Genomic DNA, 14840 nt, shown 5'->3' on the forward strand with positions numbered 1-14840 from the left:
GGGTCAGCGGCCGGTGAACTCGGCCTTGCCCGGGCCGTGCTCGATGAAGCTGCGCATGCCGTTCTTCTGGTCCTCGGTGGAGAACAGGGCGGCGAACTGGGTGCGCTCGATCTCCAGGGCGGTGCCCAGGTCGACCTCCCAGCCCGCGTCGATGGCCTGCTTGGCGGCGCGCAGCGCGATCGCGGGGCCGCCGACGAAGCGGGCCGCCCACTCCCTCGCGGCGGCGTAGACCTCGGCGTCCGGCACCACCTTGTCGACCAGACCGATCTCCAGGGCCTCGGACGCGGGCACATGCCGTCCCGAGAAGACCAGGTCCTTCGCGCGGGCCGGGCCGATCAGGCGGGACAGCCGCTGGGTGCCGCCCGCGCCCGGGATGATGCCGAGCTGGATCTCCGGCTGGCCCACCTTGGCGCCCTCGCCCGCCACCCGGAAGTCGGCGCACAGCGCGACCTCCAGGCCGCCGCCCAGCGCGTACCCGTTGACCGCGGCGATCACCGGCTTGGGGATCCCGGCCAGCGCCTTGGCGAAGTCCTGCAGCAGGCGGGAGTGCATGCCGGCCATCTCCGCGTACGACATCTCGGCCATCTCCTTGATGTCCGCGCCCGCCGCGAACACCTTCTCGCCGCCGTAGAGGATGACCGCGCTGACCTGGTCGTCCTGGGTGACCTCGCGGGACGCCTCGATCAGCTCGCGCTGCATCTGCGCGTTGAGGGCGTTCATCTTCGGCCGGTCAAGCCGGATCGTCCCGATCCCGTCCGCCACCTCGACCCGTACGAACTCCACGGCGCCCTCCACAAGTCCGCTCCGTACCCCTGCAGGCGACCACCGCTACAGGCGACCACCAGAGCCTAGCCTCCCCCGTTCCGCCGGAGGCTGTCAGACCCCACTGGTAGCTTCTGGAGCGGCCGTCCCAACAGTCCGTCCGGAAGACTCCTTTCATGCTCGTCGCGCACGCCACCTGGCATTACGGGGCGTTGTGCGTGTGGGCCGAACGCACCGGCCCCTACCATCCCGGTGACGGATCCGGGCCGCTCCCGGCTCATCCGTTCGCGACGCGGGACTTCTCCGGCACGTCGTACGAGCCCCTGGTGAGAGGCGCGGCACGGGTCGAGCTGGCGATGACGCTCCCGACCGCGGGCGGGCGGCCGTGCCCGTCCGCCGAGCTCGGGTCACGGCCCGGCATGGGCGAGCCGGAGCTGCGCGAGTGGCGCGTGCCCGCGCTGGTCCTGGAGGCGTTCCCGGCGATGGCGCTGCTCCAGGCGGCCGAGGACGCGGGCGACGTGGTGCCCGGGGCGGACCTGCGGTTCCTGTGCCTGCTGGCGGACGAGGCCGTCCACCTCGCGGAGCGCGGGCGGGTGCTGCCCGCCCTGCTGCGCGAGGACGGCGATCTGGTCGCCCGCTGGCGCCCCGTCCTCGACGACGCGGCCCGGCTGCGGGAACTGGTGCGGGCCATGCCGTCCGCGTGCCGCGCCGCCGATGGGGGACGGCCCGCCGCCGACGTGCTGCGCGAGGCCCTGTGCGGGCTGGTCGACACGGCCGTGCGCGGCACCGTCCCGCACCCGCTGCTGCCGCCCAGGCGCGGCCGGGTCCCCGACCTGCTGCCGCTCGCCGAGCGCTGGGTGGAGGCCCTCACCGGCCCGTCCCCTGCGGTGGCGCGCGAGCCGGGCGACGATCCCGACGACCTGATCGCCGAGCTGGACGCCTGGGCCGCCGCCGCGCGCCGCCCCGGCGGCCCGCTGCGCGTCTGCTTCCGGCTGGCCGAGCCGGAGCCGGAGGAGGACGCCGAGACCTGGCGGGTGGAGTTCGCCCTCCAGGGCACCGAGGACCCGAGCCTGTACGTGCCGGCCGAGATGATGTGGGCCGGGGAGGCCGCCTCGGTCGCCGACGCCGAGGAGACCCTGCTCGCCGGGCTGGGGCGCGCGCTGCGCCTCTTCCCCGACCTCGGGCCCGCGCTGGACACGCCGACCCCGTCCGGGCTGCGTCTCGACACCGCGGGCGCGTTCCGGTTCCTGCGGCAGGCGGCGCCGCTGCTGTCGGCCGCCGGGTTCGGCGTCCTGCTCCCCCAGTGGGCGGGCAAGGCCAGGCTCGGCATGAGGCTCACCACCCGCTCCCAGGACGGCGAGGGCTCCGGCGCCGCCGCCTCGTCGGGCTTCGACCTGAAGGGCATGGTCGACTTCCGCTGGGACCTGGCGATCGGCGACGACACCGTCGACGAGGCCGAGCTGGAGGAGCTGGCCCGTCTCAAGACCCCGCTCGTGCGCCTGCGCGGCCGGTGGGTCGAGCTGGACGAGCGGCAGCTTCAGGCCGCGCTCGACTTCCTGCGCCGCCCACGCCACGGCGCCATGACCGCCGCCGAGGCGATGCGCGCGGTGATCCACGCGGGCGACGAGGACCTGCCCCTCACCGAGGTGGACGCCGACGGCACCTTCGGCGACCTGCTCAGCGGCGAGTCCGACCGCCGCCTCGTCCCGATCCCGACCCCCGCGGGGGTGGAGGCGCGGCTGCGCCCGTACCAGGAGCGCGGCCTGGCCTGGCTGGCGTTCATGGACGGGCTCGGCCTCGGCGCGCTGCTGGCCGACGACATGGGGCTGGGCAAGACGCTCTCGGTCCTTTCGCTGCTCGTCCATGAGCGGCGGGACGGCGGCGAGCCCGGCCCGACGCTGGCGATCGTCCCGATGTCGCTCGTCGGGAACTGGCAGCGGGAGGCGGCGCGGTTCACGCCCAAGCTGCGCGTGTACGTCCACCACGGCACGGGCCGGCACCGCGACGACCGGCTGGTGGAGGCCGCCGAACGGGCCGACCTGGTCCTCACCACGTACGGGACGGCGGCGCGCGACGCCGAGTCCCTGGCCCGCGTCGACTGGCGCCGGGTGGTGTGCGACGAGGCGCAGGCGCTCAAGAACAGCGGGACGCGGCAGGCCCGCGCCGTGCGGAGCATCCCGGCGCGGACGCGGATCGCGCTGACCGGGACGCCGGTGGAGAACCATCTCACCGAGCTGTGGTCGATCATGGAGTTCGCCAATCCCGGCCTGCTGGGGCCGCGGCGGGCGTTCCGTGAGCGGTACGCCGTGCCGATCGAGCGGGAGGGCGACGAGCGGGCGGCGATGGCGCTGCGCCGGGCGACCGGGCCGTTCGTCCTGCGCCGCCTCAAGACCGACAGGTCGATCATCTCGGATCTGCCGGAGAAGCAGGAGATCAAGGTCTACTGCAACCTCACCACCGAGCAGGCGTCGCTCTACCAGGCGACGCTGGACGACATGCTCGCCCGGATAGCCGAGAGCGACGAGGGGCAGCGGCGCGGGCTGGTGCTGGCGACGATGGCCAAGCTCAAGCAGGTCTGCAACCACCCCGCCCACCTGCTGAAGGACGGGTCCCGGCTGCGCGGCCGCTCCGGCAAGCTGGAGCGGCTGGAGGAGATCTGCGCGGAGATCCTGGAACAGGGCGAGAAGGCCCTGGTGTTCACGCAGTACGCGGAGTTCGGGACGATGCTGCGGCCCTACCTGGAGGCCCGGCTCGAACGCCCGGTGCTGTGGTTGCACGGCGGCACGTCAAGGGCCGAACGGGACGAGCTGGTGCGGCGCTTCCAGGAGGACGCCGAGCCGTCGATCTTCCTGCTGTCGCTGAAGGCGGCGGGCACCGGGCTGACGCTCACGGCCGCCAACCACGTGGTGCACGTCGACCGCTGGTGGAACCCCGCGGTCGAGGACCAGGCGACCGACCGCGCGTTCCGCATCGGGCAGACCCGCAACGTCCAGGTCCGCAAGTTCATCTGCGTCGGCACCATGGAGGAACGGGTGGACGAGATGATCGAGCGCAAGAAGGCCCTCGCGGAGTCGATCGTCGGCACCGGCGAGGAGTGGCTCACCGAGCTGTCGGTCGCGGAGCTGCGCGACGTGCTGCGGCTGTCGCCGGAGGCGGTGAGCCGATGACCCCGGGCGGATCCGGAGGGCCGCCCCGCCGGGAGGCACGCTGATGGACGGCTCCCTGTGGAGGCCGCCGATCGAGGCGGACGGCATCAAGGCGCGGACGCGGCGCGGCTCGATCGGCGCGACATGGTGGTCGCGCCGGTTCATCGACCTGGTCGAGTCGTTCGCGGACGCGGGACGGATGGCGCGGGGACGCGCCTACGCCCGCAAGGGCCAGGTGATCGACCTGCGCGTCGAGCGGTACGAGGTGTCCGCCCGCGTGCAGGGCTCGGCCGAGGAGCCCTACGAGGTGACGCTGAACATCGAGGCGATCCCCGAGTCGGGGTGGCGCAGGGCCGAGGAGGAGCTGGCCTCGCGGGCGGTGTTCCGTGCCCGGCTGCTGGCGGGCGAGATGCCCCCGGAGATCGAGTGGGTGTTCGCCGAGCTCGGCCTGACGCTGTTCCCCGGCGCCGCGGAAGACCTCCACATGATGTGCAGTTGCCCCGACTGGGGCGACCCGTGCAAGCACGCCGCGGCCGTCCTGTACCTGTTGGCGGAGGCGTTCGACGACGACCCGTTCCTGATCCTGGCGTGGAACGGCCGCACCAAGGAACGGCTGCTGGCCGCGTTGCGGCGCAAGCCCGGCGCGGCGCCCGACCCGCTGGAGATGGAGCCCGAGCCGCTGACGGCCGCCGGTTTCTGGACGCCTCCGTCCGGCCTGGCGGGCCTGCGGAGCAGGCGTCCCGCCCCGCCCGTGCCGCCCGGCTTCGTCCTGCGCGTGGCCGCGCCTCCCCCGATCAAGGTGCGCCGCAGGGCGCTCACGGACGTCCTCGCCCCCGCCTACGAGGCCCTCGCCGCCGAGCACCGTCCCGATCCCGAGGGCTGATCGGCGCGCGGTCGCCCGCCGCCCTGTCATGATCCTGCGATCGCTCATCATGGTGTTGCGATGTGATGTAGTACTTCTGCTATCGTCTACCGCAGTTGTACTCCAGAGAGGGGCGACGGCGGTGTCCACGGACAAGGAACTCGTCCACAACCGGATCGCCGTGCTGCGGGCCGAGCGGGGTGTGTCGCGGCGCGAGCTGGCCACCGCGCTCGGCGTCCACTACCAGACGATCGGCTACCTGGAGCGCGGCGAGTACAGCCCGAGCCTGCACCTGGCGCTGCGGATCGCCGCCTACTTCGAGGTGCCGGTCGAGGTCGTCTTCTCGCTGACGCCCTTCCCTCGCCTCGGCGCGCCCGCGGAACGGGCGTGACATGGCGGCGGAGCACGGAGAGGAGCACGGAATGGAACCTCGCAACAAGCGCGAGGAAAGGCTGCTGAAGGCGTACGCACAGGAGCCACCCGCCCGCTACGCCGGCCGCGCCGGGCGGCGCCGGCTGGTGGTCGCGGGCGCCGGGCTGGTGGGGCTGCTGTGGGTGAACACGGCGGTGTCCTGGGTCCTGGCGCCCAGCACCGCCGCGATGGTCACCTGTTTCGTGATCCTCGCGATCCTGGGCACGGCCGGGGCCTGGGTCTGGTACGCGCTGGCGCTGAGCACCCGCGGCACGGTCGGCCTGCCGGAGCACCTGCTGGACGAACGGCAGGCCAAGGAGCGGCTGCGCGCCCACGCCGTGGCCCACAAGCTGACGCTGCTGCTGCTGTCCGTCACCTACTTCATCGTCACGCTGGCACTGCCGGAGGGCTCGCGCGAGGACGTCACGGATCTGGGAAGCGCCGCCGTGGCGCTGCTGTTCTTCGCGCTCCTGGTGACGGTGTGGGCGCTGCCGCTGCTGGCCGCCGCCTGGGGGCTGCCCGACCCGCCGCCCGCCGACGACGAGGACAACGACGAGGGCGAGGACAGGGACGAGGAGCGGCAGGCCCGGGTGTAGTGCTCAGCGCAAATCGCCGTTCGTCATGCCCACCGGGGCCGGGGGCACGACCACCAGGCCCATTTCGGCGCGGCCCGGCAGCATCGGGTGGCGGGGCAGGACGCGGACGCTGTAGCCGAAGGCGCCGCTGCGGTTCAGCGGGACCTCCCCCACGTAGCGGCGCCCGCCCCCGTCGACCGGCTCGCCGCCGGTGAGCTCCACGTAGGACGGTTCGATCAGGGAGTCGGACTCGTCCACCCGTCCGTACACCACCTCCACCGTGACGTCCGACGGGTCGAGGTCGCCCAGCTCGACGACCACCCGCACCGACAGCCGGGCGCCGACGTGCGGGCTCTCGTCGCCGGCGGTCTCCACGTGCTCGACCGCCACCGCGGGCCACGCCTTGGCCACCTTCTGCTTCCAGGCGGCCAGGGCGCGGGCGCCCTCGTACCCGTCGGCGGACATGGCCCGGGCGGACGCCGCGGCCGGCAGGTAGTACTTCTCCACGTAGTCGCGCAGCATCCGGGTGGCCAGCACCTTGGGGCCGAGGGTGGCGATGGTGTGCTCGACCATCTCCAGCCAGCGGCGCGGCAGCCCCGCCGAGTCGCGGTCGTAGAAGGTGACGGCGACATGGTCCTGGATCAGGTCGTACAGCGCGGCGGCCTCCAGCGCGTCCCTGCGGTCCGGGGCGGCCAGGCCGTCGGCGGACGGGATCGCCCAGCCGTTCTGCCCGTCGTACCACTCGTCCCACCAGCCGTCCCGGATGGACAGGTTGAGCGCGCCGTTCAGCGCGGCCTTCATGCCGGACGTGCCGGACGCCTCCAGTGGCCGCAGCGGGTTGTTCAGCCAGACGTCGCAGCCCTGCACCAGGACGCGGGCGAGGTCGATGTCGTAGTCGGGCAGGAACACGATGCGGTGCCGCACGTCCTCGCCGTCGGAGAACCGGACGATCTCCTGGATGAGCCGCTTGCCGCCCTCGTCCGCCGGGTGCGCCTTGCCCGCGATCACGATCTGCACGGGACGCTCGGGGTCGAGCAGCAGCGCCCGCAGCCGGTCGGGGTCGCGCAGCATCAGCGTGAGCCGCTTGTAGGACGGGACGCGCCGGGCGAACCCGATCGTCAGCACGTCCGGGTCGAGGACGTCGCCGATCCAGGCCATCTCCGCCTCGCTCGCGCCGCGCGCCCGCCACGACTCGCGCAGCCGCCGCCGCGTGTCGTGGACGAGCCGTTCCCGCAGCACGCGGCGGACCCGCCACACGTCGCCCGGCGGCACGGCGCGCACCGCGTCCCAGCCGCGGCCGGTCTCGACGACGGACGGCACCTCGCGGGCGGCCAGGTCGAACATCTCGCGCGCCACCCAGGTGCCCGCGTGCACGCCGTTGGTGATGGAGCCGATCGGCACCTCCCAGGTGTCGAAGCCGCCCCAGAGCCCGCCGAACATCTCCCGGCTGACCCGCCCGTGCAGCTCGCTGACGCCGTTCACCCGCTGCGCGAGCCGCATCCCCATGACGGCCATGTTGAACATGGTCCGGTCGCCGCCCGGGTAGGTCTCGGCGCCCAGCTCCAGGATCCGTTCGACCGGCACGTCCGATCCGCCGAAGTACCGCTGGATCAGCTCGCGCGGGAACCGGTCGATGCCGGCGGGGACGGGCGTGTGGGTGGTGAAGACCGTGCCCGCCCGCACGGCCTCCAGCGCCTCGTCGAAGGTCAGCCCGTTCCCCGACACCAGCTCGCGGATGCGTTCCAGGCCGAGGAACCCGGCGTGGCCCTCGTTGGTGTGGAACACCTCGGGCGCCGGATGGCCGGTGATCTCACAGTACGCGCGGATGGCGCGGACGCCGCCGATGCCCAGCAGCATCTCCTGGAGCAGCCGGTGGTCGCCGCCGCCCCCGTACAGCCGGTCGGTGATGTCGCGGGTGGCCTGGTCGTTCTCCTCCACGTCGGAGTCGAGCAGCAGTTGCGGGACACGGCCGACCTGGGCGAGCCACACCTGGGCGCGCAGGTCGCCGCCCCGTCCCGCGTCCGGCGGCATCCCGATGGTGATGTGGACGGGATGCCCGTCGGCGTGGCGCAGCAGCCGCAGCGGCAGCCCGTTGGGGTCGATCGCCGGGTAGTGCTCGAGCTGCCAGCCGTCCGGCGACAGCGACTGGGAGAAGTAGCCGTGCCGGTACAGCAGCCCCACGGCGATGATCGGCACGCCCATGTCGCTGGCGGTCTTGAGGTGGTCTCCGGCCAGGATGCCGAGGCCGCCTGAGTACTGCGGCAGCGCGGCGGCGATCCCGTACTCGGGCGAGAAGTAGGCGATGGACGAAGGCGGCGCGACGTCCGCGTCCCGCTCCGCCAGTCCCTGGTACCAGCGCGGCGCGGTCAGGTAGTCGTTCAGCTCCTCGGTGGCGTTCTGCAGGCGCCGCAGGAACCGCCGGTCCTCGGACAACGACGCGAGCCGTTCGGGCGGGATCTCGCCCAGCAGCCGCACCGGGTCGCGACCGACGGCCTCCCACAGCGCGGGGTCGACCGAGCGGAACAGGTCGAGGGTCTCGTTGTGCCAGGACCAGCGCAGGTTGTGGATCAGTTCCTCGAGCCCGCGGAGCGGCTCCGGCAGAACGGTGCGGACGGTGAATCGTCGTATGGCCTTCACGTACCGTCACGCTAGACAATACGGGCCGCTGATCGCGAGCGGCGCGACGGTAGGGATCACCCGACCGCCGGGGCACCGTCCCCGTCTCCGCCGATATCACCCGATGCGCGCCACCGCCGCAGCACCACCGCGACCAGCGCCCCCGCGGCCACGCCGAAAGAGTTGTACGCCCAGTCGCCCGGGTCGCACCAGCGTCCGGCGTCGAGCGACTGCAGCAGCTCGACCGCCACGAACCCGGCGGCGATCAGCGCGGGCGCGGCGACGGCGCGGCGGGTCGCCAGCACGCCGAACAGCCCGCACGGCACCCACAGCCCGACGTTCATCACGTCCTCCAGGCCGCGGGTGCCGAAGATCCCTATCGACCAGGCGATGTCGGCGACGGGGTCGCTCACGCAGGCGCCGAGCCGGGCGGCCGCCCCCGGGTCGGCGGACCTCGGCGACGTCACCGACACGACGAGCGTCACCCACACCGTGAGCGCGAGCGTCGGCCATGGCGCCCAGCCGGCGCGGCGCACCAGCGGACGCCACGCCACGAGCGCGACGGCCAGGCCGCTCAGCACCCACAGGCCGCGCCCCCATATCGCCTCAACGGGCACGTAACCGGGCACGCCAGGAACGACGAACCGCGTCCTCGCGGGGTTCGCCGGCCGCTGACCAGAGCCGGTCAGCAGCTCCCCGGACCCCCCCGGAAACCCACGGAACCAGGGGTGAGCGGCAAGTACCTCGCCGGTGGCGCAAAGTTCTCTCGACCTCCATGACGGTAGCCGCGCGATCCCGGGCATGACGTTTTGGAACCGACAACCGGGTAGGGGATGGCGCATGCAGGTCAGGTCCGGAACGTCCGCCAGCCGAACCGCGAAAGGAAGCTCTGGGCAGGCCCCTGACCGGCAGCGACCTGGGGACCGGCGCGCGCCCGGCGCTCCGCCCGCCGCGCCGGGACCGGCGCACGACGACGTGAGGCTCGGCCGCATTCCCATTCTCGATGTCGAGCCCCGGGTGGGCTGCGGCGAGTGGCCCGCCAAAGCGGTCGTCGGGGAGACGTTCGACGTCAGCGCGACCGTTTTCCGCGAGGGCCACGAGATGTTCGGCGCCGAGGTCGTGCTGCGCGCCCCGGACGGGTCGGTCGGCCGGCCCGTGCGGATGCGGGAGGTCGCGCCCGGCCTGGACCGGTGGGCCGCGCCGGTCGCGGCGACCGAACCCGGCCTGTGGCACTTCCGGGTCGAGGCGTGGGGCGACCCGATCGCGCACTGGCGGCACGACGCGGAGATCAAGGTGCCGCGCGGCCAGGACGTGGAGCTGATGCTGACCGAGGGGTCGCTGCTGTTCGCCCGCGCCGCCGAGGGCCTGCCCGCCGTCCACCGGCACACGTTCGCGCGGCTCGCGGAGACGCTGGCCGACGACACGGCCGCCGTGGCCGACCGCATGGAGGCCGCCCGCCATCCCGACGTGCTCGACCTGGAGCGGCGCTACCCCCTGCGCGACCTGCTCACCACGACCGAATGGCTGCCGCTGGTCGTCCACAGGGAACGGGCGCTGTACGGGTCGTGGTACGAGTTCTTCCCTCGTTCGGAGGGCGCGTCGTTCGACCCGATGGGGCGCCGCGGCCCGATGTCCGGAACGTTCCGCACCGCGATGAAACGGCTCCCCGCGATCGCCGACATGGGCTTCGACGTGGTGTACCTGCCGCCGATCCACCCCATCGGCCGCACGTTCCGCAAGGGTCCCAACAACACGCTGGACGCCGGCCCGTACGACCCGGGGTCGCCGTGGGCGATCGGCTCCGAGGAGGGCGGGCACGACGCCGTCCATCCCGAGCTGGGAACGCTGGACGACTTCGACGCCTTCGTGTCCTACGCCGCCGACCTGGGCCTGGAGGTCGCGCTCGACCTCGCCCTCCAGTGCTCCCCCGACCATCCGTGGGTGCGGTCGCATCCCGAGTGGTTCACCACCCGCGCGGACGGGACGATCGCCTACGCCGAGAACCCGCCGAAGAAGTACCAGGACATCTACCCCCTGAACTTCGACAACGACCCGGAGGGCATCTACCGGGAGGTGCTGCGGATCGTCCGGCACTGGATGGACCACGGGGTGCGGATCTTCCGGGTGGACAACCCGCACACCAAGCCCGTCCGGTTCTGGGAGCGGCTGCTGGCGGAGGTCGCGGGCACCGATCCCGACGTGCTGTTCCTGGCCGAGGCGTTCACCAGGCCCGCGATGATGCACACCCTCGCCAAGATCGGGTTCCACCAGTCCTACACGTACTTCACCTGGCGGAACTCCCGGGAGGAGCTGGAGGAGTACTTCCGTGAGCTGTCCGGGGACGCCGCCAAGTACATGCGGCCCAACTGCTTCGTCAACACCCCCGACATCCTCAACGAGTACCTGGTGCACGGGGGCCGCGCCGCGTTCGAGATCCGGGCGGTGCTGGCCGCGACGCTCTCCCCCACCTGGGGCGTGTACTCCGGGTACGAGCTGATCGAGAACGTTCCGCTGCGGCCCGGCAGCGAGGAGTACAGGGACTCGGAGAAGTACCAGTTCAAGCCGCGCGACTGGGAGACCGCCGAACGGGAGGGACGCAGCATCGCGCCCCTCATCACCCGGCTGAACGAGCTGCGCCGCGCGCACCCCGCCCTCCAGACGCTGCGCGACCTGCGGTTCCACTTCCCGGACCAGCCCGAGCTGATCGCCTTCTCCAAGGCCCACGGCCCGTACTCGCCCGGCGCCCCCGACGATCCCGCCCCGCTGACCGGGCTCGACGACGTGGTGCTGACCGTGGTCAACCTCAACCCCCACCAGGTGCGCGAGGCGACCGTCCACCTCGACCTGCCCGCGCTCGGCCTGCCGGAGGACGCCCACGGCTTCGAGGTCGTGGACGAGCTGTCCGGCGAGACCTACCGCTGGGGCCGGTCCAACTACGTGCGCCTCGACCCGCACGAGCGGCCGGCCCACATCCTCACGCTCCGCAGGCACGAAGAGGCATGAGTTGAACGACGCGAACCACCCCGTGCCCCCGGGGCCCATGCCGGAAGAGGAGCCCATCACCGAGATACCGCCGGACGTCGCCGGCGGCACGCCGTTCGAGCCCGTGCCGGACGCGTTCGACCCGGAGACGCCGCGCGACCCCCACTGGTTCAAGACCGCGGTGTTCTACGAGGTGTCGGTGCGCGGCTTCGCCGACTCCAACAACGACGGCTACGGCGACCTGCGCGGGCTGATCTCCAAGCTGGACCACTTGCAGTGGCTGGGCATCGACTGCCTGTGGCTGCTGCCGATCTACCAGTCGCCGCTGAAGGACGGCGGCTACGACATCGCCGACTACACCCGGATCCTGCCGGACTTCGGGGAGCTCGGCGACTTCGTCGAGCTGATCGAGGAGGCGCACGCCCGCGGCATCCGGGTGATCGCCGACCTGGTGATGAACCACACCAGCGACCAGCACCCCTGGTTCCAGGCGTCCCGCGCCGATCCGGGCGGCCCGTTCGGCGACTTCTACGTGTGGTCGGACGACGACGAGCGCTACCCCGGCGCGCGGATCATCTTCGTCGACACCGAGACCTCGAACTGGACCTACGACCCGGTGCGCGGCCAGTACTACTGGCACCGTTTCTTCTCCCACCAGCCCGACCTGAACTACGACAACCCCGCGGTTCAGGACGCGATGCTGGAGGTGCTGCGGTTCTGGCTGGACCTGGGCATCGACGGGTTCCGCCTGGACGCCGTCCCGTACCTGTACGAGCGGGAGGGCACCAACTGCGAGAACCTGCCCGAGACGCACGCGTACCTGAAGCGGGTCCGGGCGGAGGTGGACCGTCTCTACCCCGACCGGGTGCTGCTGGCGGAGGCGAACCAGTGGCCCGCGGACGTGGTGCAGTACTTCGGCGACCCCGGGGTGGGCGGCGACGAGTGCCACATGGCCTTCCACTTCCCGGTGATGCCGCGGATCTTCATGGCGGTGCGGCGCGAGCAGCGCTACCCCATCTCCGAGATCATGGCCCAGACGCCGAAGATTCCGGAGAACTGCCAGTGGGGCATCTTCCTGCGCAACCACGACGAGCTGACGCTGGAGATGGTCACCGACGAGGAACGCGACTACATGTACGCCGAGTACGCCAAGGATCCCCGGATGAAGGCCAACATCGGGATCAGGCGCCGGCTGGCACCGCTGCTCGACAACGACCGCAACCAGCTTGAGCTGTTCACCGCGCTGCTGCTGTCGCTGCCGGGCTCGCCCGTCCTGTACTACGGGGACGAGATCGGCATGGGCGACAACATCTGGCTGGGCGACCGGGACGCGGTGCGCACCCCGATGCAGTGGACCCCGGACCGCAACGCCGGGTTCTCGCTGTGCGACCCGGCGCGGCTCTACCTGCCGGTCATCATGGACCCGATCTACGGCTACCAGGCCGTCAACGTGGAGGCGCAGCGCAACAACCCCGGCTCGCTGCTGCACTGGACCCGGAAGATGATCGAGATCCGGCAGCGGCACCCGGTGTTCGGCGTCGGCTCGTACGTGGAGTTGAGCGCGTCCAATCCCAGCGTGCTGGCGTTCGTCCGGGAGATCGGCGAGGGCGAGTCCAACCACTGGGGCGGCATGGACACCGTCCTGTGCGTGAACAACCTGTCGCGCTTCCCCCAGCCGGTGGAGCTGGATCTGCGCCGGTTCCAGGGGTCGGCGCCGATCGAGTGCATGGGCGGGGTGCGGTTCCCGCCGATCGGGGAACTGCCCTACCTGCTGACGCTGCCCGGGCACGGCTTCTACTGGTTCCTGCTTCCGCCGCCGCCCGGATCGGACGGGTCGCCCGGCCCGCACGGGGCTTCGGACACCGCCGGCGACGAGGCCGGGGGCCGACGAGGTGATTGAGGTGATAGCGCCATGGGCACGCTGGACCGGCCCCTGACGGAGCCGCTCGCCGACTGGCTGCCGCGGCAGCGCTGGTTCGCCGGCAAGGACCGGCCGATCGACGAGGTCACCGTCACCTCCGCCACCGAGCTGGCCACCGTCGACGAGCCGGGCGGGCCGGTGCTGGAGCACGTGGTGGCGGACGTCCGCCAGGGCGATGTCACCGACCGCTACCAGCTACTGATCGGGATCCGCACCGGCGACCTGCCGGAGCGGGTCCGGGCGGGCCAGATCTACGAGTCGCCCGAGGCGACGCACCTGTACGAGGCGGTCCACGATCCCGGCCTCACCCGCGTGCTGCTGGAGGGCATGGCGGACGAGGCCACGATCGGGCCGCTGCGGTTCCGCCGGGCGCCCGGCGCCGAGATCGACTCCGGCCTGACCGGGATACCGGTGTCGGTCGAGCAGACCAACACCTCGGTGATCTTCGGGGAGTCCTATATCTGCAAGCTGTTCCGCAGGCTGTCACCGGGGGTCAATCCGGACCTGGAGGTCAGCCTGGCGCTGACCAGGGCGGGCAGCACGCATGTCGCCCCGGTGCACGGCTGGATCGAGCTGGTGGAGGACGGCGCCGGTCACGAGCCGGTGACGCTGGCGCTGCTGTCGGAGTACCTGCGCACCGGCACCGACGGCTGGCAGCTCGCGATCACCAGCGTGCGGGACTGGCTGGCCTCTCCCGACACCGACGGGCAGGGCCGCTACCCGGGAGGCGGGCCGAACTCGGGCGTCGCCCCGGGACCGGCCGCCATCCGCGGCCCCGTCCCGGGACCTCCGGGGGCGCGGCGGCCGGGCTTCGAGGAGGAGGCGGCCAAGGCCGAGGCCGCGGAGGAGCCCGAGCCGGAGCTGGACGCGGGCGCGGCCGGCGGCGACTTCGCGGCCGAGGCGGAACGGCTCGGCGCGGCCACCGCGGCGGTGCACCGCGACCTGGCGGTGGCGTTCGGCGTCACGCTGGCGCCTCCCGAGGACGTCCGCGAGATGGCCGCCGCCATGCACCGGCAGCTCGCGGAGGTGTGCCGGACGGTGCCCGAGCTCGAACGGTACGCGGGGCCGATCGGCCGGGCCTTCGACGAGCTGGCCGAGTCCGCCGGGGAGGTGCCGCTGCAACGCGTCCACGGCGACTACCACCTCGGGCAGGTCATGCGCACCGAGAAGGGCTGGGTGCTGCTGGACTTCGAGGGCGAGCCCGCCCGGCCGTACGATGAGCGCCGCGCCATGGCCAATCCGCTGCGGGACGTGGCCGGGATGCTGCGCTCCTTCGAGTACGCGGCGCGTTTCCTGCCCGCCGCCGACGCCAGCCTGTCCCCCGAGACCGCGCACACGCTGGAGCTGCGCGCGCGGGCCTGGGCCGACCGCAACCGGGACGCGTTCTGCCGCGGCTACGCGGAGGCGGGCGGCGCCGATCCCGCGGCCAACACGGTCCTGATCCGCGCGCTGGAGCTGGACAAGGCGGTGTACGAGATCCGCTACGAAGCGCAGAACCGCCCCTCCTGGCTGCCCGTGCCCCTGAGGTCGCTCGCGCATCTCGCGCCGGAGGACTGAACCCGCGG

The 14840-nt window shown here is 72.5% G+C and carries 10 protein-coding genes; 7 read left to right on the forward strand and 3 right to left on the reverse strand.

Annotated features, from left to right (window positions below):
* Positions 1-3 precede the first annotated feature (3 nt).
* Positions 4-783, reverse strand: coding sequence for an enoyl-CoA hydratase/isomerase family protein (locus QSK21_RS13895; RefSeq protein ID WP_285696088.1), 780 nt, complete (start codon positions 781-783; stop codon positions 4-6).
* A 155-nt stretch (positions 784-938) separates the two neighbouring features.
* Between QSK21_RS13895 and QSK21_RS13900 the strand changes: the two genes are divergently transcribed.
* The 4 genes from QSK21_RS13900 to QSK21_RS13915 all read left to right on the forward strand — a co-directional run bounded on the left by QSK21_RS13900 (position 939) and on the right by QSK21_RS13915 (position 5777).
* Complete coding sequence (locus tag QSK21_RS13900; RefSeq protein ID WP_285696089.1) at positions 939-3929, forward strand: DEAD/DEAH box helicase; 2991 nt, start codon at positions 939-941, stop codon at positions 3927-3929.
* Between the two features lie 43 nt (positions 3930-3972).
* Positions 3973-4791, forward strand: coding sequence for an SWIM zinc finger family protein (locus QSK21_RS13905; RefSeq protein ID WP_285696090.1), 819 nt, complete (start codon positions 3973-3975; stop codon positions 4789-4791).
* 121 nt (positions 4792-4912) lie between these two features.
* Entirely contained in the window at positions 4913-5161 is a 249-nt protein-coding gene (locus QSK21_RS13910) for a helix-turn-helix transcriptional regulator (RefSeq protein WP_285696091.1), read from the forward strand.
* A gap of 31 nt (positions 5162-5192) precedes the next feature.
* Positions 5193-5777: a hypothetical protein gene (locus QSK21_RS13915; RefSeq protein WP_285696092.1), complete on the forward strand. Its 585-nt coding sequence runs from the start codon at positions 5193-5195 to the stop codon at positions 5775-5777.
* Positions 5778-5780: 3 nt separating this feature from the next.
* On the opposite strand, the gene glgP is transcribed toward QSK21_RS13915, so the two are convergent.
* Together glgP and QSK21_RS13925 are read right to left on the reverse strand one after the other, a co-directional pair.
* Positions 5781-8393: an alpha-glucan family phosphorylase gene (glgP, locus tag QSK21_RS13920; RefSeq protein WP_285696093.1), complete on the reverse strand. Its 2613-nt coding sequence runs from the start codon at positions 8391-8393 to the stop codon at positions 5781-5783.
* A gap of 56 nt (positions 8394-8449) precedes the next feature.
* The gene (locus tag QSK21_RS13925) at positions 8450-9001 is read right to left on the reverse strand and encodes a VanZ family protein (RefSeq protein WP_285696094.1); all 552 of its coding nucleotides are present in this window, start codon (positions 8999-9001) and stop codon (positions 8450-8452) included.
* A gap of 346 nt (positions 9002-9347) precedes the next feature.
* On the opposite strand from QSK21_RS13925, the gene QSK21_RS13930 reads away from it, so the two are divergent.
* From QSK21_RS13930 to QSK21_RS13940, 3 genes are read left to right on the forward strand one after another with little or no spacing between them, the layout of a single operon-like run.
* Positions 9348-11375: an alpha-1,4-glucan--maltose-1-phosphate maltosyltransferase gene (locus QSK21_RS13930; RefSeq protein WP_285696095.1), complete on the forward strand. Its 2028-nt coding sequence runs from the start codon at positions 9348-9350 to the stop codon at positions 11373-11375.
* A 37-nt stretch (positions 11376-11412) separates the two neighbouring features.
* Positions 11413-13254 (forward strand): maltose alpha-D-glucosyltransferase, encoded by a 1842-nt coding sequence (treS, locus tag QSK21_RS13935; RefSeq protein ID WP_285696263.1) that lies wholly within the window; start codon positions 11413-11415, stop codon positions 13252-13254.
* Positions 13255-13266: 12 nt separating this feature from the next.
* Entirely contained in the window at positions 13267-14832 is a 1566-nt protein-coding gene (locus QSK21_RS13940; RefSeq protein WP_285696097.1) for a maltokinase N-terminal cap-like domain-containing protein, read from the forward strand.
* Positions 14833-14840 lie beyond the last annotated feature (8 nt).

The sequence above is a fragment of the Actinomadura sp. NBRC 104412 genome, assembly GCF_030269515.1.
Classification (GTDB): Bacteria; Actinomycetota; Actinomycetes; order Streptosporangiales; family Streptosporangiaceae; genus Spirillospora.